The sequence below is a fragment of the Micromonospora sp. WMMD737 genome, assembly GCF_049179055.1.
GTDB lineage: Bacteria > Actinomycetota > Actinomycetes > Mycobacteriales > Micromonosporaceae > Micromonospora > Micromonospora reichwaldensis.
Map to the genome: position 1 here is coordinate 6117449 of NZ_JBMHMH010000001.1, position 16870 is coordinate 6134318.

Sequence of the window (16870 nt, forward strand, 5' to 3'; positions counted from 1 at the left end):
CCACCGGGCCGGCCACCACCGGGCCGGCCACCACCGGGGCGACGGCACGCCATCCGAGGAATTCGGGGTGGCGCGGAAGTCGCATGATGTTCCCGTGATCTACCTCCCGAGCAACCAGCGTCGCAAGAAGAAGAGCCGTTTCGACAACTGCGACGCCTGCAACTGCGACATCCCCTGCTGCGACCTGGGGCTCTTCTCCACCCTGCTGACCCTGGGCGCGTTGGGCGCCCGGCTCGTGTCGCCCGGCCGGGCCCCGGCACCGCCGACCGTCGCCGCCGGGCGCGGGCCGCTGGTGGACCGGGCCGGGCGGGCCGCCATCCTCGGCTACCGGCGGTGGCTGTCGCCCCGCTGGCCCGGGCAGTGCCGCTTCACCCCGACGTGCAGCGCGTACGGGCTCGCCGCCGTGGAGCGCCACGGGCTGGCCGTCGGCGGGCGGATGGCGGCCGACCGGGTGCGCCGCTGCCGGCCCGACGTGCCGTGCGGCACCCACGACCCGGTGCGCTGACCGGGGCGCCGGCGCCCCGGACCGCTGTCCGCCGGGGTGTCCTGAGCTGCGGAGATGCCCCCATCGACGCCTCGGGATCGGTCATGATGACAGGATGGAGATCCGCTCCGACGACGGTGCCCGGGTGAGGATCCGGCCGGTGGGCTATCAGCCCGGGGTCGAGCCGCCGGACGACCCGGACGAGGCGGCGGACTGGGACGACTGGCTGCTCGTCGAGACCGACGCCCGCACCGCCGACGGGCAGGCCTGGTCGCACCTCGAACCCTGCCTGACGGTGGCCGAGGCGTACGCGCTGGCGGGCTGGCTGCGGCAGCAGGCGGAGACGACAGGTGACCCGGCGGAGCCCCTCGCGGTGGCCCGCTTCACCGAGCCGAACCTGGCCTTCCGCACCCGGGTGCTGCGCCGGCGGCGGCTGGCGCTGACCGTCGAGTTCTCGTACGAGTCGCTGCCGCCCTGGATGCGGCGGCAGCCGCTCGGCGCGGTCTACCCGTTGACGCTCACCGTCTCCGCCGACGCCCTCTCCGTGGCCGCCGAGCAGTGGGCGCGCGAAACCGACGGGTACCCCCGCCGCGTCGCCTCCTGACCGCTCAGTCCGGCGGAGTGAGGTCGGGGACGGTGAGTGAGCCGTCCGGGCCGAGGGGGAAGCCCGGGTTCCAGGCGATCTCCCAGACATGCCCGTCGGGGTCGGCGAAGCAGCCGGCGTAGCCGCCGTAGAAGGTCTCGCGTGCCGGCACGGTCACCTCGGCCCCGGCGTCGGCCGCCGCCGTCAGCAGCTCGTCGACCTCGCCCCGGGAGCGGACGTTCTGCGCCAGCGTCGTCCCGCCGAACCCGCCCGCGCCCCGGTCGGGCACGCCCGCGTCGGCGGCCAGCTTCTCCCGGCTCCACAGCGCCAGGGCCAAGCCACCCGCCTGGAAGAAGACGGTCTCCTCGACCTCCTGGCCGCGCCAGCCGAGCCGCTCGTAGAAGGCGCGTGCCCGGGCCACGTCGGCGACGCCGAGCGTCACGAGGCTGATCCGCTGCTCCATCACCCGACGACCCTCCACGTGCGACCCGAAACCGCTCACCGCCACCGTAGCGTCGGAGCCGCGGCCCGGGCTCCGATGGTGAGTCACGTCCGGAGCGTCGAAGCCGCCGGCCGTTCCGGCTCCGGTGGCTCAGCCCCGTCCCGTCATCCGGTCGGCGAGGCGGCGCAGCGCCGGGGCGGCGGCGAGCAGCGTCTCGCGGTCCGGGGCGTCCAGCTCGGCCAGCGCGGCGGCGAGCAGGTCGCGCCGGTGCCGCCCGTACGCGACCATCCGCTCCCGTGCCGCGTCGGTCAGCTCCAGCCGGATCGTGCGCCGGTCGGCCGGGTCCCGCTCCCGGTGCAGCAGCCCGGCGGTGGTCAGCTCGCCGACGAGGGTGCTGACCGTGTTCGGCGCGGTGCCGAGCCGTTCGGCGGCCTCGCGGACGCCGATCCCCGGGTGCCGCTGCACGAGGCGCAGCACCTCCACCTGGGCGTCCGGCAGGGCGGTGCGGCCGACCCGCTGGGTGGCGGTCCGGCGCAGCATCCTGTGCAGGTCGCCGAGCGCTCCGCCGAGCTGGTCGACCGTCTCGTCCGTCACAGTCAGGCCCTTCGTCGGCGCAATAGCTCTGTAGTCAGAGCTATCGTAGCCGGGCCGAGCCGTCAGTGAGGGGACCGCCATGTCGCACGCCACCGCGCCGCCCGTAACAGCGGGCGAGCGCGTCGCCGCGCCCACCGGGCGGGCCGCCGTCGTGCTGCTGGTGCTGCTCGGCACGCTCACCGCGTTCGGGCCGCTCTCCCTGGACACCTACCTGCCGGCGTTCCCGGAGATGACCCGCGACCTGTCCGCCAGCCAGGCGCAGATCCAGCTCTCGCTGACCACCTGCCTCGTCGGCATGGCGCTCGGCCAGCTCGTCACCGGCCCGCTCAGCGACCGCTTCGGGCGGCGCCGGCCCGTGCTGGTGGGCGTCGCCGCGTACACCCTGCTGTCGTTGGTGTGCGCGGCCGTGCCGTCGGCCGAGACCCTGGCCGCCGCGCGGCTCGCGCAGGGCTTCGCCGGCGGCATGGGCGTCGTGGTGGCCCGCGCCGTCGTGCGAGACCTCTACGCCGGCCGCGAGGCCGCCAAGTACTTCTCCCGGCTCACCCTGGTCTTCGGCGTCGCCCCGATGGCCGCGCCCGCCTTCGGCAGCCTGGTGCTGCGCTTCGGGGACTGGCGTACCGTCTTCGTCGCCCTCGCCGTGATCGGCGCGCTGCTCGCCGCCGCCGTCGCGTGGCGGCTGCCGGAGACGCTGCCCGCCGCGCGGCGCAGCACCGGCGGCCTCGCCGCCACGGCCGCCGCCGGCCGCTCGCTCTTCACCGACCGGATCTTCCTCGGGTACGCGCTGGCGCAGGGCCTCGCCTTCGCCGCGCTCTTCGCCTACATCTCCGGGTCGTCCTTCGTCTTCCAGGACGTCTTCGGCGTCTCGGCCGGCGCGTTCAGCCTCATCTTCGGCGTCAACGCGCTCGCCCTGGTCGCCGCCGGCCAGCTCAACGCCCGCCTGCTGGACCGCTTCGCGCCCCGCACCCTGCTGCTGCGCCCGCTGGGCGTGGGGCTGCTGGCCGCCGCCGTCCTGCTCGCTGGCGCGCTGCTCGGCAGCCTGCCGCTGGTGGCGGTGGCGCTCTTCGTCTTCATGGGATCCCTCGGCATGGTGATGCCGAACGGCACCGCGCTCGCCCTGGACCGGCACCCCGCCCACGCCGGCACGGCCGCCGCCCTGCTCGGCACCATCCAGTCGCTGGTGGGGGCGATGGCCGCGCCGCTGGTCGGGCTGGGCGGCGAGGGCAGCGCCGTGCCGATGGCCGTGGTGCTCGCCGGGGCGGCGGTCGCCTCCCTCGCCGTCGTCGGCACCCTCGCCCGCACCCGCCGCCCCTGACGGCCAGCCGCCCTCCGCCGTCGGCGCACGGGGTGAGCCCCGGGGGATCGCGGGTCGGTGTCCTCGTCGCGCCGGGGCGCGGCAAGAGTTCCGCCGGGACGGCGAGGACGGGGCGGGCTGGCTACCGGCTCAGGACCGGCGTCGCTCTGCCGGCCAGCCAAAGCTCGTCGGCGTTCGCGCGGGCGTGCCCCGCGAGCATCTCCCGTGCCTCGGCCGGGTCGCGGCGCGCCGCCGCGATGACCCGGGAGACCCGTCCGGCGGCCTCCTCGACCCAGTCCAGGGGGTGCGGATCCTCGCGGTTGCGCTCGGCGGCACGCCCGGCGTACGCGGCGGCCACCTCGGCGGCAGGCAGGTCACCCAGCAGCAGGTGGACATAGGTCAGTTCCTCGTCGAGCAGGACGTCGATCCACTCCTGCCCCGGGTCGAGGTCGGCCGAGCGTTCCTTCAGGTGCGACAGGTAGCCGTCGAGCGAGCCGTAGCGGTCGAAGAACGGCACGGCACGGGAGACGATCGCGTCGACCACCTGCGCCGCGATCGGCGCGTAGGCGGCGGGGGTGCCCGGCGCCTCCCAGCGGCCCAGCCGGAAACCGCAGGTGTAGCTCTCCGGCTCCGGCTCGGCCAGCAGTTGCACCTGCGCGTGCAGGAAGAACGCCGACCCGTACTGCGAGGGCTGTGGCACGACCCGCGCCGCCGTCCAGCCGACCGGGGTGTGCACGAGCGAGTCGCCGGCGAGTTCCCACCCGTCGCCCAAGGCCGGAAGCACATGGCGCCGCAGCGCCTCGATCCACACCTGTGTGTCCACCAGTCAGCACTGTACTTCGAACACCGGGAGCTGCTTGTTGCGGTACTGCGCCGGCAGGTTCTGGTGGAGCTCGTTGTACCACTTTTGTTTGATCGTTTCCTCGCCCGTCTTCAGGTCGAGGAAGAACTCGGGCCGCAGTGGGTCGGACCCCACCACGACGTCGGCGCGCCTACTGTTTTTGGGCCAGGCCATGCGTCCGAGGTAAGGGTTGTAGCGCATCGGCGCGAGGCGGCCCCGGAGGTAGGAGACCTCGCTGTGCAGGTTGCCGCCCTCGGCCTCGATCAGCTCGGCGAACCTCTTGTGCACGGCCGTGCCCCAGGTGCTGCCCGTATGCTCCGGCAGCCAGTCGGTCTCCCGGCAGGCCTGCTTCGCGAGCTGCTCCACCCGGGCCTTGACCTGCTGCTGGGCGGGCGTCAGGCTGGGCGACGTCGCGGTGGGGAAGACCAGCGGGCTGCGGGTGACCTTCGGCTTGGCACGGGCCGTGGGGGCGTTCGGTGCGGTGCGGGCCGGTGCGGCCGTCGGCGAGGCGCGCAGCCGCCGGTTGCGCACGATCTCCTTGACCAGGTCGTCGGCCATGGCCTTCAGGTCGGCCTGCGCGATGGCGCGGGCCACCGCCGACGCATTCGCACGGACCGTGTGCATCCTGGGGTTGCGCGACGGCGGGATGCGGTAACGGGCGAAGCAGGACGTCCTGACGCTGCCGTTGGGCCGCATGCTCTTCGTCGTGGTGCAGGTGGCGACCGGGCGACCGTCGAGCGTCATCGAGGTCGTGATGGACGCGTTGACGGGCCGGTCGACCGACAGGTAGGGCGAGCCCGACGTCACCCGGTTGGACAGGGTCACGTTGGCGCGGCACCCGTTGACCGTGCAGGGGGAAAGCGTGATCGACCCGTCGAGCGTGAACCTGACCTGGGAGTCGACCGAGTTGCGCAGCTCCTTGAGGCGGGTGGTCAGGGTGCGGAAGAACTCCTCGGTCTCCTCCGGGGTGAGCCGGGCGAAACCGAACTCGAACTCGAACCCGTCGGCCTGCCCGTACCGGCCGATCAGCCGGACGCTGCCCGACCCCTGCTCGTTGCGGGTGCCGGTGACCGTCGGGCCGGCGCCCGAGCGCGACGCCACCCGCAGGACCTGTCGCGGCTCGGTGGTGCTCACATGAACCTTCAGCCCGCCCGCCTCGACGACCTGCGCCGGAACGCCGTCGATCGTCGTGCTCGGACCGGGCACGGGCAGGTCGGTGGCGTCCTCGCCCGCCAGCACCTCGGCCAGGAACGACGGGGCCAGCGAGTCGCCGAGGTCGAAGCCGAAATGCCCGTCGGCGACCTTGACCCACTGCCGGCCGTACTCCTTGATGGTGTCGGCCTCGACACCCGTGGCCCGCCAGTAGGCGACGGGGGCCTTGACAAAGGTGCGCTCGCCGGTGTCGAGCGCCTGGATCCGCTGACCGTCCACAACGAGATCGGCCAGCGTCGAGCCCTCGGCGGTGACCCGGGCGTCGAGGGCTGTCCGGCTCCCGTCGCCGGTGAACCAGCCGGTGTAGCGGGCGCCGGGGACGGCCGACACGGTCACCGCCGCGTCGGCCAGGTCGTCGGCGGCTGCCATCTGCCGCGCGACGTGCGGGTCGACGGGAGGCTCGCCGGGATCGTCGCCGATCGTGCGGACCAGGAGGACGCCGAGCAGCGCGCAGACCAGAAGGAGCGCGAAGGCGCCGCCGCCGAGGCCGACGAAGAGGGCGGTGTGGTTGCGGCGCGCCGGCGGGTGCGGCGGAGGAGCGCCCGGGTGCGGCGGTGGCGTGGTGGCCCGCAGTGGTACGCCCGCCCACGGCTGCCCCTGCCCGGGCCCCTGCCAGGGCGGTGGCGTCGGCGTCGGCGCATGGTGGGCCGGCAGGGGCGATCCCGGTGGCAGAGGCGATCCCGGTGGCAGGGGCGATCCCGGTGGCGGGGCCTGCGGCGGGCCGGTCTGCGCGGGTGGCGGCGGGCCGGTCTGCGCGGGTGGCGGCGGGGCCTGCGGTGCCGGTGAGGGCGGCTCCGGTCGCCGCTCCGGCCACGCGTCGTCGGCCGCTGTGCCCTGACCCATGATGTCTCCCCGTCCGATGGCCGGCACCGTCAGTGAGGAGCCTATGGCCTCGGTACGACACGTCGCGTGTCCGGTTCGCGACCGAAAGGCGACCTGCGCGGTGCCGGTTAACCGGTCGCTGCGGCCCGGCGGGCGGCGGTAGCGTGCCGGCGTGTCCCGCACCGTGACCCTCGCCCTGGTCGACGCCGACGGCGCGCCGCTGGGCGCCCTGCCACCCTTCGAGGTCCCGTCGCCCTGGTGGCAGGAGGTCGCCCCCGTCGTCGCCGAGGCCCGCCGGCGGTACGGCGTCGAGGTGGCCGTGCTCCGCCTGCTGACCGGGGACGCGCCGCAGCCGATGGGCGGCACGGTCACGTACCTCGGTCAGGTCGCCTGCCCGCCGAGTGTGCCGCTGTTGCCAGCTCGCGTCCCACTCGCGGCGGACCCGCTGCGCGCGCCCTACGCCGAGCCCGGCGGGCCGGCGCGCAGCCTCGCCTGGGCGACGGCCGAGCTGCGGCGGCTCGGCCGCCCGGCGCGGACCGTCACCCAGCAGCGCACCTGGAACCTGTCGGCGGTCTGGCGGCTCGACGGGTCGGGCGGCACGGCCTGGCTGAAGCAGGTGCCGGTGTTCTTCCGGCACGAGGCCGCCGTGCTGCGCTGGCTCGGCCGGGCCGCGCCCGGGAGGACGTCGACGCTGCTCGCCGACGACGGCGACGGCCGGATGCTGATCGAGCACGTGCCCGGCGAGGACCGCTACGGCGCACCCGTCGAGGAGCGGCTGGCGATGGCCGCCGACTTCCACCCGGTGCAGGTGCGCTCCGCCCCCGACGTGGCGGAACTGGTCGCGGCGGGCGTGCCCGACCTGCGCGCCGGCGCCCTGCCGGCCTGGATCCGCGACCGGCTGGTCGGCTGGGACACCTCGCCGGTGCGGTCCCTGCTGGCGGGGCTGGCGGCGCGGCTCGACGAGGTACGCGGGTGCGGGCTGCCGGACACCCTCGTGCACGGGGACCTGCACCCGGGCAACGTGCGCGCCGACGCCGGGCGGCACGTGGTCATCGATTGGGGCGACGCGTTCGTGGGACACCCGGCGTTCGACGCGCTGCGGCTGGTGGAGGGCCTTGCGGACGACGACGCCGTCCCGGTGCTCGCCGAGTGGTGCGCGCGGTGGCGGGCCGAGGTGCCGGGGTGCGAGCCGGGGCGGGCCGTGGAGCTGCTGCGGCCGGTCGCGGCCCTGCGCCTGGCGGCCGTGTACGCGATGTTCCTCGACGGGATCGAGGCGAGCGAGCGGGTCTACCACGCCACGGACGTCGACACCTACCTTCAGCAGTCGCTCGCGTCCGTTGCCCCCTGACTCCACCGTGGTGGCGGGTGCGGGACACCCGCACGTCGGCGGAGCGGGCCGGATCCGGTGGTGGGACGGCGTTCACTCAGCTTTGGCGCCCTCGCCACCCCAGGTCGCCAGCACGGCGGAAAGCTCCTCCAGCAGCGCGTCGACCTGTCCGCAGTCGTAGCCGCGCGTGGCCCTGGGCAGGTCAGTACGCGCCTCGTCAAGCTCGGCTTTGACCTGATAGCGCTGCAACGTCCGGCCCGAGATCAGCGCGTCCTGGCCGCGTCGGATCAGCTCGTCCACCCGCGCCGGGTCGTAACCGCGCAGGCCGATGGCGAAGTTGGGCGAGTCGAACCGCTCTCGGCGTAGTCGCCGGACATCCGTGAAGCGGCCTCCTCCGAAGCGAGTGAGGGCCGCCGCCACCTCATCCGCCGGCTGTCGAACCCTGTTGAGGTCGAGGAGGGCCAGGCTCGCTCGTTCATCGACCGGGCTCCGGGCAGTAAGAGGGCGATCGATGGTCGACCCGGCGGCCGGCACCAGCAACAACGACGGGGAGGCGGGCTTGCTGCCGCCAGGCGACGGCACCGATTCATCAAGGACAATCGCGTCGATCTCGGCCCACGGCACCAGCCGGTTGAGCCCGGCAACCCGCAGGGTCAGCCCCTCGGGCCCGATGAGGAACCTGAACGGCTTCAGCTCGCTGACGACGAATACGCCACCCAGCAGGGCCGTGATTCCACCCAGGAGCAATGCACCAACCGAAGGGGGCGAACTGGCCGCGCTACCGCCCAACAGCACGAGCACACCGATCGCCAGGAGAAAGGCGCTGAAAACCAGCAAGCGTCGACTCTTACGCAGCTCCATGCCCATACCTCGATCTCGCGCGGACCACCGTGGGGAGCATGGCACGGGGGTACAAACGACCAGCCGCTGCGATCATCAAGGCGATGAGTTGCGCCGAGATGGCTCACGCGGCGGCATACACGGCGGCGGGAAGGATGTGTCAGCCGCCGGTTAAGCGCACAGGCTCGTCGCTGGTGTTCCTTGACAGGTCACGTGGGCTCGTACAGACACACCTGCACGTTTGGCAGGTCGACGAGGGCTGCCTCGATCAGGGGGCGGACCTCGGCCCAGTCGAGGCCGCCGTTGCCGCAGCCGAGAGCCGGCACCGCCACCGAGGCGATGCGGTCGTCGCGCAGGACGCGTACCAGATTGGGTAGCCCGGATTCGATGCCAGCGAGGCGGGACGGCGAGCGCCAGTGGCCCTTGGTCGGGAAGTTGACGACGTAGCGGTGCCGGCCCGGCGTGCCCGAGTCGTACACGAACATCCGCCCGAGACGGACGGTGCCGGCGGCGCAGGCCGCGCGGTACGCGGTGAAGTTCGCGGGATGGGCCCTCTTGAAGGCCAGGGCGAGACCCTTGCCCATCACGCCGACTGTGTTGACGGGGTTGACGAGCGCCTCGACGTCCGCGTCGAGCAGGTCGCCGTGCCGGACGGTGATCATGGGGTTGTTGCTACCAGCAGGCTGTGACACGGAGACTCCGTTCGGCGCCGCTGTCGCGTCTCTGACACTGGCGCTGCGCCGACCTGCGCCAGTTTGTCGGGAACGGACGCCGCGACGAGTCTCGGCCGTGGCGCCGCTGCTCCCGCTGAGCAGGGTGGATGTGGCGTCATCGGCAACTAGTTGCGCGTGAGCAATATCGACTTCGTAGGTTGTTGACGGCGGGAACAGGCCAACCGAGGCCGGCCGATCGGTGGAACCTCGGGGGTCCCGCTGGTAGGACTCTTGTGGGTAGGGTCCGGGGACCGCCAGTGGGGAGGTGGGAGCCGTGCGTCAGCGCGGAGGTGACCGACTGCTCGTACGACGAGCCCGCCTGCCGATCTCCTGACGACAGGTCGATCCGTCCCGTCCTGGCCGGTCCACCCAGCAGAACCAAAGGTGCCGCATGCTTTCCCGCTCCACGTCCTCGACGGAATCGCCCGCACTCATCCGGGACCGGGCCACCTCCCTGGTCGAGTACCTGATGGCCGTGCGGGCGCAGCTGGAGAAGCCGGCCCGGACGGTGCCCACCGCCGACGCCTTCTGGCAGCACGACTTCCCCGCGCACGCCGCCTGCGAGGTGGGTGTCTCGACGGACGGCGCCAGCTGGCTGCGCGTCGGCCTGCCCGCCGCCCCGAGACCGATCAGGACGCCCCCGGAGTTCACGCCGTACCTGGCCGGTGCGCCGTCGTACGCCGTGGAGCCCCGGCTCGTCGGCGACGAGGAGACGATCGAGCGGCTCCAGGCGCGGTTCGCGCAGTGGCGGGAGCGGGAGTGGCGCCCCTGGGCCGACCAGACCCGGCGTACGGAGGCGACGCGGCAGCTGCACCGCAGCCTGTTCGACCTCAAGCACCGCGTCGACATGGACGCCGCCACCCACGAGCTGGTGTGGGGCCACGGCGTCATCCGCACCGACGTGGCCGGGCACCGGGTGCAGTACCCGCTGGTGGTGACCCCGGTCGCCATCGAGTTCGACGCCGACCGGTCGATGGTCACGGTGGTGCCGCAGGGCGCGCCACGGCTCCAGACCGACCCGCTCACCGGTCTCGACGAGCGTTACCTCGGTCAACTGCTCGCGCTGGCCGGCTCCGGCGGTCAGCTCGACCTCGACGTCTGGCACGACCTCGACCGGGTCGAGTTCTTCGAGCGGGCACTGCGCCGGCTCGGGCACGATCCCGTGGTCAGGGACAGCGGTGCGGCAGCCCCGGCCGGCCCGCACGTGCACGACACGGGCGTGCTCTTCGTCCGGCCCCGGCAGCGGATGCTGCGCCGCTTCCTGGAGGAGCTGCGCGCCCGGCTGCTCTCCGGCGACACCGCGAGCATCGGCTCGCTGGCCGCCATCCTGGCGCACGAGCCGAGCCGGCTGGAGATGCCGCAGGACCAGCCGGCGCGGTGGGCCCCGTTGGGGGAGCGGCTGCTCATGCCGCTGCCGACCAACGAGGCGCAGGAGTCCATCGCGCGCCGGCTCGCGCAGCACCGCAACGTCGCCGTGCAGGGCCCACCCGGTACGGGCAAGACCCACACCATCCGCAACCTGATCTGCCACCTCATGGCGCACGGCAAACGGGTGCTCGTCGTGGCGCAGAAGGAGGACCCGCTGCGGGTCCTGCGCGACGGCCTGCCGAAGGAGATCCAGTCGCTCTGCCTGGCGGTGCTGGGCCGCTCCACCGACCAGCTCGTACAGCTCCAACTGGCGGCCCGCGAACTCTCCGACCGCGGGGCGACCCTCGACAAGCGGGGCGAACAGCGGCGCGTCGACCGGCTGCGACGCCAGCTCGAGGAGGCCGAGCGGGACCTCGGCCAGGCCCTCGGCGGCCTGCGCACCATGGCCGAGAACGAGTCCGCGCACTACGAGATCGACGGCATCCGGCTGTCGCCGAGCGACGTCGGTAACTGGCTGCGGGAACGGGCCGACCGCTACGGCGACGTCCCCGACACCGTGGCGCCGGACGTGGCCGCGCCGCTGGGCGTGGAGGAGTTCACCGAGCTGCTCGACATCGCCCGGCGTACCGTCCGACAGGACCGCACCCAGGCGCTGCGGCACCTGCCCACGGCCGCCGAGCTGCCCGCGGCGGCCGCCGTGCTCGCCGGGCGGCGCGAACTCGCCGCCGCCCGCGAGGAACTCGACCGGCTCGCCGCCGCCGGGATCGTCCTGCCGGAGGTACGGTCGTTCGGCCGGCAGGCGCTCGACGACCTCGTCGGTCAACTGCGCCAGGCGCTGACCCTGCTCGCCGCCCGCGAGGGCGCGTGGACCGACCGGCTGGCCACCCTGTTGCAGGCCGACCCGAACTGGCAGACCATGTGGCAGGACCACGTGGCGGCCTGCCAACGCGCGCTCACCGACCTGACCGCGGCGGCCCGGACGCTGGCCGGCCACCAGGTGAGCGTGCCCGAGGTGCAGCTCGCCGAGCCGCGCCGCCTCCTGACCCAGCTCGGTGAGCTGCGGCAGCGATTCGCGACCGGCAAGGGCGTCAACCGGTTCTTCCAGGGCACCCTCGCCCGGCTCGCCGCCGAATGCCGCATCGACAGCGAGCCCCTGCGCACCACCGAGGACGTCGACGTCGTCGTCGCGTACGTCACCCGGCTGCGGCTGCGCCACGAGCTGAACACCCGGTGGGCCGAGTGGCGGCAACTGCTCAGCCTCTCCGACGACCTCGGCGACCAGCCCGACCTGTGGGTCGGCCGGCACATCACCGACGCCGCCACCGCGCTCGACTGGGACCGCCGCCGCTGGCCCGCCCTGCACGCCACCGTCCGCCGGCTGTTTCCCCGGGCCGAGCAGGCGGTCGACGTACGCCGGCTGACCGCCCTCACCGACCTGGTCTCCCGCTGCGCGACCGTGTTCGAGTACGACCGGCTCGTCGCCGACGAGCGGGCCCTCGGCACGCTGCTCCAGGAGGGCATGTCGCACACGGACGCCAGCGAGCTGTGGCGGCTGCTCGACCAGAGCCGCCAGCGCGCCGACCTCGAAGGGTGGGACGGCATCCTCGACGAGGTACGCCGGCTCGCCGCCCTGCGCCCCGACGCGCAACGCTTCGCGCAGCTCACCGAGCGGCTGCGGCCGGTCGCGCCCGGCTGGACCGCCCAGATCGAGGACGGCACCGCCGTCGCGATCGGCGGCACCGGGGCCGACTGCCCGCACCGCTGGCAGTGGCGCCGCGCGCAGACCTGGTTCGACGCCGTCGTCGGCAGCGTCGACCCCGTCGCGCTTGGCCGCCGGATCGAGCAGACGCGGGAGCGGATCCGCCGCCTGACCCAGGAACTCGTCGTCGCCTCGTCCTGGCTGGAGGTGTCCAAGGCGCTCGACGACCGGCGCCGGGCCGCGCTCGCCGACTGGACCACCGCCCTGCGTAAGATCGGCAAGGGTACGGGCAAGAACGCCGCCCAGTGGCAGGCACACGCCCAGCGGGCCATGAACTCCGCCGTCGACGCCGTGCCCGTCTGGGTCATGTCCGTCGACCGGGCCATCGAGCAGTTCGCCGGCGGCGCCCACTTCGACGTCGTGATCGTCGACGAGGCGTCGCAGGCGGACATGTTCTCCCTGCCGATCCTCAGCCTCGCCGAACGGGCCGTCGTCGTCGGCGACGACCAGCAGATCGGCCCGCAGCTGTCGTTCGTCGGCACGGTCACCGGCCTGATCAACTCGCACCTGGTCGACGTGCCCTCCGCCGAGCACTTCGACCCGGAGAGCAGCCTCTACGACCACGCCGTACGCCGCTCACCCGAGCGGATCCTGCTCACCGAGCACTTCCGGTCCGTACCGGCGATCATCGGCTTCTCCAGCCAGACGTACTACGGCGGCGAGATCGAGCCCCTGCGCACCGACCGGCCCGCCGGCATCGGCGACCCCGTGATCGCTGTGCACGTGCCCGAGGGCATCCGCCAGGACCTGCCCACCTACGGCAACGTCAACGTCGCCGAGGCCGAGGCCCTCGTCGATCGGGTCGCCACGATCGTTGCCGATCCCGCGTACGAGGGACGCACCATCGGCGTGGTGAGCCTGCTCAGCACCAGCGGGCAGGCCATCTACCTGCTCACCCGCCTGCGCGAGGTGGTGGGCGAGGAGGAGATGGAACGACGCCGGCTGCGCGTCGGCGACCCGTACACCTTCCAGGGCGACGAACGCGACATCGTGCTCGTCTCCACGGTCGTCTCCCCGCACAACGGCATGGTCTCCGCCTTCACCAAGCGCGACCACCACCGGCGGGTCAACGTCGCCGCCTCCCGCGCCCGCGACCAGCTCTGGGTCTTCCACTCCGTGCAGCCCGCCGACCTGCGCGAGGACGACGCCCGGGGGCTGCTGCTCACCTACTGCCAGAACGTCACCGCCGCCGACGAGGCCTACGACGACCTGGAGAAGCGCTGCGACAGCGACTTCGAACGCGCGGTGCTGCGCCGCGTCCTGACCCGGGGATACCGGCCGCTGCCGCAGTACCGCATCGGCGGGTACCGGATCGACTTCGTCCTCCCCGCACCCGACGGGCGGCGGCTCGCCATCGAGTGCGACGGCGACGCCTACCACGGGCCGGACCAGTGGGAGAGCGACATGCGCCGCCAGGCGGTGCTGGAGCGGGTCGGCAACTGCGTCTTCGTCCGCATCCGGGGGAGCGTCTTCAGCCGGGACCCGGAGGTGGCCCTGGAGCCGCTGTGGGAGCGGATCGCCGAGCTGGGAATCGAGGTTTCGTCCCCGACGGCCGCGCCGGTCATCGACGCCGAGGTCGTCGAGACTGCGCGGGTCAGCACGGACACAGCCCGCGCCGGAGCGGAGGGCAGCGGCGACAAGGAGCCGCGCGGGGTGGCGGCACCCCCGGTGCGGCCCACGACCGGCACGCCCCCGCCATCGGCAGACGAGCCGGCGGGGACCCCGGACGACGGCATGGTGCCCGTGCCCGCCGGCTACCGGAACGTGGCCTGGCTGCGGCCGTACGAGGCGGTGGCCGCCCTGGACAGCTACCAGCACTGCCGCGACGTGCCGGTGCGACACGAGGGCAAGGTCCTGGGGTGGGCCCGCTACCACGACAGTGCCTCCGCCGAGGCGCGCAAGTACCGGGCCAACGTCCGAGTCGAGCGGGCACACCCGAACGGCGCGCGGCTGGTCTGCTGGGTACGCCCGCACGAGGCGAAGGCAGTGATCGCCGCGGCGTCGATGAAGCGCGACACGCCGGTGGAGGACAGTCGTGGCCGGCACGCGGGCCTGGTCCAGTACTTCCCGGCTGCCAGCCCCGCCGCCGTACGCTTCCGCAGCGTCACCCGGCTCCTGCGGCTGTCGGGCGGCGAGAGCCGCGACGCCCGTCCGGCCACGCCGCCGGTCCGGCCCGCGCCCGAGCCGCGCGGCCCGGGCGAGTCGCGGCCCGCACCGGCGGGCGAGGGGACGCCCGCCCGACGGGAGCTGGAGGAGACGCTGCACCAGGCGATGGTGCGGGCGTACGACCAGGAGGCCGAGCCGGCGGACGAGCCCGTCGAGGCCTCGGCCGATCGCCGGGCGCTCGAAGCGGCGTTCCACGAGGCGATGGTGCGTACGTACGAGCGGGCACGGGACGAGGCGAACTACCACGCCGGCCTGCTGCTGCGGATGGTGACGGAGAAGGGCGGCCTCGCCACGGCCCGCCAGCTCCTGCACCACCCGCTGGTCTCCGACGGGTTCACCGCGCTGTGGGAGCGGGGGCGCGTGGACCTGACGGCCGAGGCGGTGGTTATCCGGCCACGCTTCCGGCCGCTGTTCACCGACGAGGAACTCGCCATCGCCAGCAACCGGGTGGTGGATGCCTCGGCACACGCGTCCTGACGTCAAGGTGGCGCAGGTCGGGGAGTCCACGGCATAGCATCAGCGCTGCCGGCGTTTGAGTGTTCCCTGCCATGTGGTGAGGTCAGGAGGTGTATAAGTATTACCCAAGGGGGGTGGGTAATGCTTATATCGGCATCTGTGTGGCAAGCCCTGACCGAAGCTGGGGTCACGCTGGTCCCTCATGGTGCCGACCGCGTCGAACTGAGCTACGCGGGCGCCCGCGCTCTACTGACTGTCGTTTCATCGCCGACGCCACTGAGCCCCAGCAACATCGCGTCGTTGACCAGCCGTCATCCAGAACCGTGTCTGATCGTTGTCCCGGCGGCTTCACCGGCGGTACGGCAAGCGGTCGATGAAGCCGACTGGTCATGGTTGGTTGATACCGGGCAGCAGGTGACCGGCACGGTACGCATCGACGGGATGGAAGTAGTGCTGCGTCCTCCGCCGCAAGCCGCCACGCGACCCGCCAAGCGGGGTCCGGTGCCGTGGGGCACCTTCACTCTGGTCCGCAGAATGCTCCAGCGTCCGTACGCCAGCCAGCGGGAACTGGCCGCCCTCGCTGGCGTTTCCCAGCCGCGCGTCTCGCAGGCCCTGAACGTCCTGGTTGGGCAAGAGATCGTCCGTCGTACCCCCAATGGATGGGCCGTACGGGACATCGATGGGGCGATACGTTGGTGGTTGGAGTCCTATCCCGGGCCGGGTGGGATCAGCACCCGGTGGTACGGGATGGCGCCAGCAGTTGAGCAGGCTCGGACGGTTGTTGCGTTGGTCGGGGCAACCGAACCGACTGCCGTCGTGGTCTCCGGCGATGTCGGTGCAGACGTCATGGCTCCCTGGCGCGCTCCCATCCGTGCGGTTCTCTATGGCCGAACCGGAGCGAATCTGGAGGACGCCGGCCTCGTCCCTGCTGCGGGCGATGAGGCAACCCTGGAGTTCAACGTCCCGAGGGACCCGGGCCTGTGGCAGCCTTCCGGCTCGGCGACGCCAGTCAAGAACAGCCTCCCGCTGGCCGACCCGCTGCAGATCCTGTGGGACGTCCGGCGTTCGCCAGGCCCCGACAGCGAGGAAGCGGCGCATCGCGTGTGGGACGTTCTACGCCGTCGTCATCGTGACCGAAGGGATGTGGCATGACCGGGCCGACATCGTCGAGCGCGGACCCGATGGCACCGAAACCGGTTTCGGTCGTCTCGACCAGCCGGGCCGCGGATACGGGTTTCCTGACTCTTGCCGACCTGGCACAGATCACTACCGCTCTCGGTCTGGACTACCGGCTTGTCGGCGGGCACATGGTCACGCTGCTTGTGGCGCTCCATGGGGTTTCCGAGCAGGTGCCGCTGCGCGAGACGGCTGACGCTGACTTCGCCGCACTGCCGAGCGTCATCGCTGACCCTCGCCTACCAGGTGCGCTCCTCGAGCGTGGCTACCGATCACGGGAGGCTGCGAACCGGTTCACCCGTGACAGCGCAGACGAATATGGGCAGCTGAGCCTGGTGATCGACATACTTGCGCCGTCATATCGGGGCGTGCTGGTGCCCAATCAACGGCACGGCGATCTGGTGGTCGACGAGGTCCCCGGTCTCGTCCTCGCCCTGCACCGGCCCGCTGAGTTGCTGGATGTCGACGTCCAACTCACCAACAACGACCATCTGAGCATGCGCATGGCACTCCCGGACGTAACGTCAGCGTTATGTCTGAAAGCGCTCGCTTACCGCGGACGTTTCGCCCCGAAGGATGCGGTCGATCTCTGGCGCCTGATCCATGCGGCACACGCGGCCGGGTTGCGTGCCGCTGAGTGGCCGGTGAGCATCACGGGGCGTCAGGCCGCAGATGTACTGCACCGCTTCTTCGGCACGCCCGATGCGGCAGGCCTCAAACAGATGTCGTCGAGCGTCGCCGACCGTACCCGGATGCGGGCGTTGGTCCGAGAGATCGTGCCAGCCGGATAGCTTCA

Annotated in this window: 13 protein-coding genes; 7 read left to right on the plus strand and 6 right to left on the minus strand. The window is 72.8% G+C overall.

Annotated elements, in window-relative coordinates; translation table 11 throughout:
• The first annotated feature begins 94 nt into the window (after positions 1-94).
• Positions 95-505 carry a membrane protein insertion efficiency factor YidD gene (yidD, locus tag ACN27A_RS27290; RefSeq protein WP_421457400.1) on the plus strand — a complete coding sequence of 137 codons (411 nt, stop codon included), beginning with the start codon at positions 95-97 and terminating at the stop codon, positions 503-505.
• 94 nt (positions 506-599) lie between these two features.
• Positions 600-1088 carry a WapI family immunity protein gene (locus ACN27A_RS27295; protein WP_421457401.1) on the plus strand — a complete coding sequence of 163 codons (489 nt, stop codon included), beginning with the start codon at positions 600-602 and terminating at the stop codon, positions 1086-1088.
• A gap of 4 nt (positions 1089-1092) precedes the next feature.
• On the opposite strand, the gene ACN27A_RS27300 is transcribed toward ACN27A_RS27295, so the two are convergent.
• Together ACN27A_RS27300 and ACN27A_RS27305 are read right to left on the minus strand one after the other, a co-directional pair.
• Positions 1093-1569, minus strand: a complete 477-nt coding sequence (locus tag ACN27A_RS27300) for a VOC family protein (RefSeq protein WP_421457402.1) — start codon at positions 1567-1569, stop codon at positions 1093-1095.
• A gap of 90 nt (positions 1570-1659) precedes the next feature.
• Complete coding sequence (locus tag ACN27A_RS27305) at positions 1660-2049, minus strand: MarR family winged helix-turn-helix transcriptional regulator (RefSeq protein ID WP_421458624.1); 390 nt, start codon at positions 2047-2049, stop codon at positions 1660-1662.
• 133 nt (positions 2050-2182) lie between these two features.
• On the opposite strand from ACN27A_RS27305, the gene ACN27A_RS27310 reads away from it, so the two are divergent.
• Positions 2183-3415, plus strand: coding sequence for a multidrug effflux MFS transporter (locus ACN27A_RS27310; protein ID WP_421457403.1), 1233 nt, complete (start codon positions 2183-2185; stop codon positions 3413-3415).
• A gap of 121 nt (positions 3416-3536) precedes the next feature.
• On the opposite strand, the gene ACN27A_RS27315 is transcribed toward ACN27A_RS27310, so the two are convergent.
• Both ACN27A_RS27315 and ACN27A_RS27320 read right to left on the minus strand, forming a co-directional pair.
• Positions 3537-4217, minus strand: a complete 681-nt coding sequence (locus ACN27A_RS27315; RefSeq protein ID WP_421457404.1) for a hypothetical protein — start codon at positions 4215-4217, stop codon at positions 3537-3539.
• Between the two features lie 3 nt (positions 4218-4220).
• Positions 4221-6290, minus strand: coding sequence for a hypothetical protein (locus ACN27A_RS27320; RefSeq protein ID WP_421457405.1), 2070 nt, complete (start codon positions 6288-6290; stop codon positions 4221-4223).
• A 151-nt stretch (positions 6291-6441) separates the two neighbouring features.
• Between ACN27A_RS27320 and ACN27A_RS27325 the strand changes: the two genes are divergently transcribed.
• The gene (locus tag ACN27A_RS27325) at positions 6442-7617 is read left to right on the plus strand and encodes an aminoglycoside phosphotransferase family protein (RefSeq protein WP_421457406.1); all 1176 of its coding nucleotides are present in this window, start codon (positions 6442-6444) and stop codon (positions 7615-7617) included.
• A 72-nt stretch (positions 7618-7689) separates the two neighbouring features.
• On the opposite strand, the gene ACN27A_RS27330 is transcribed toward ACN27A_RS27325, so the two are convergent.
• Positions 7690-8457, minus strand: a complete 768-nt coding sequence (locus ACN27A_RS27330) for a hypothetical protein (RefSeq protein ID WP_421457407.1) — start codon at positions 8455-8457, stop codon at positions 7690-7692.
• A gap of 188 nt (positions 8458-8645) precedes the next feature.
• On the minus strand, positions 8646-9098 hold the full coding sequence (locus ACN27A_RS27335) for a macro domain-containing protein (protein ID WP_421457408.1): 453 nt from the start codon (positions 9096-9098) through the stop codon (positions 8646-8648).
• 442 nt (positions 9099-9540) lie between these two features.
• On the opposite strand from ACN27A_RS27335, the gene ACN27A_RS27340 reads away from it, so the two are divergent.
• From ACN27A_RS27340 to ACN27A_RS27350, 3 genes are all read left to right on the plus strand, one after another.
• Positions 9541-14919: an AAA domain-containing protein gene (locus ACN27A_RS27340; RefSeq protein ID WP_421457409.1), complete on the plus strand. Its 5379-nt coding sequence runs from the start codon at positions 9541-9543 to the stop codon at positions 14917-14919.
• A 279-nt stretch (positions 14920-15198) separates the two neighbouring features.
• The gene (locus ACN27A_RS27345; RefSeq protein WP_421457410.1) at positions 15199-16050 is read left to right on the plus strand and encodes a MarR family transcriptional regulator; all 852 of its coding nucleotides are present in this window, start codon (positions 15199-15201) and stop codon (positions 16048-16050) included.
• Complete coding sequence (locus ACN27A_RS27350; protein ID WP_421457411.1) at positions 16047-16865, plus strand: hypothetical protein; 819 nt, start codon at positions 16047-16049, stop codon at positions 16863-16865. The genes ACN27A_RS27345 and ACN27A_RS27350 overlap by 4 nt, the downstream gene beginning before the upstream one ends.
• Positions 16866-16870: the final 5 nt, after the last annotated feature.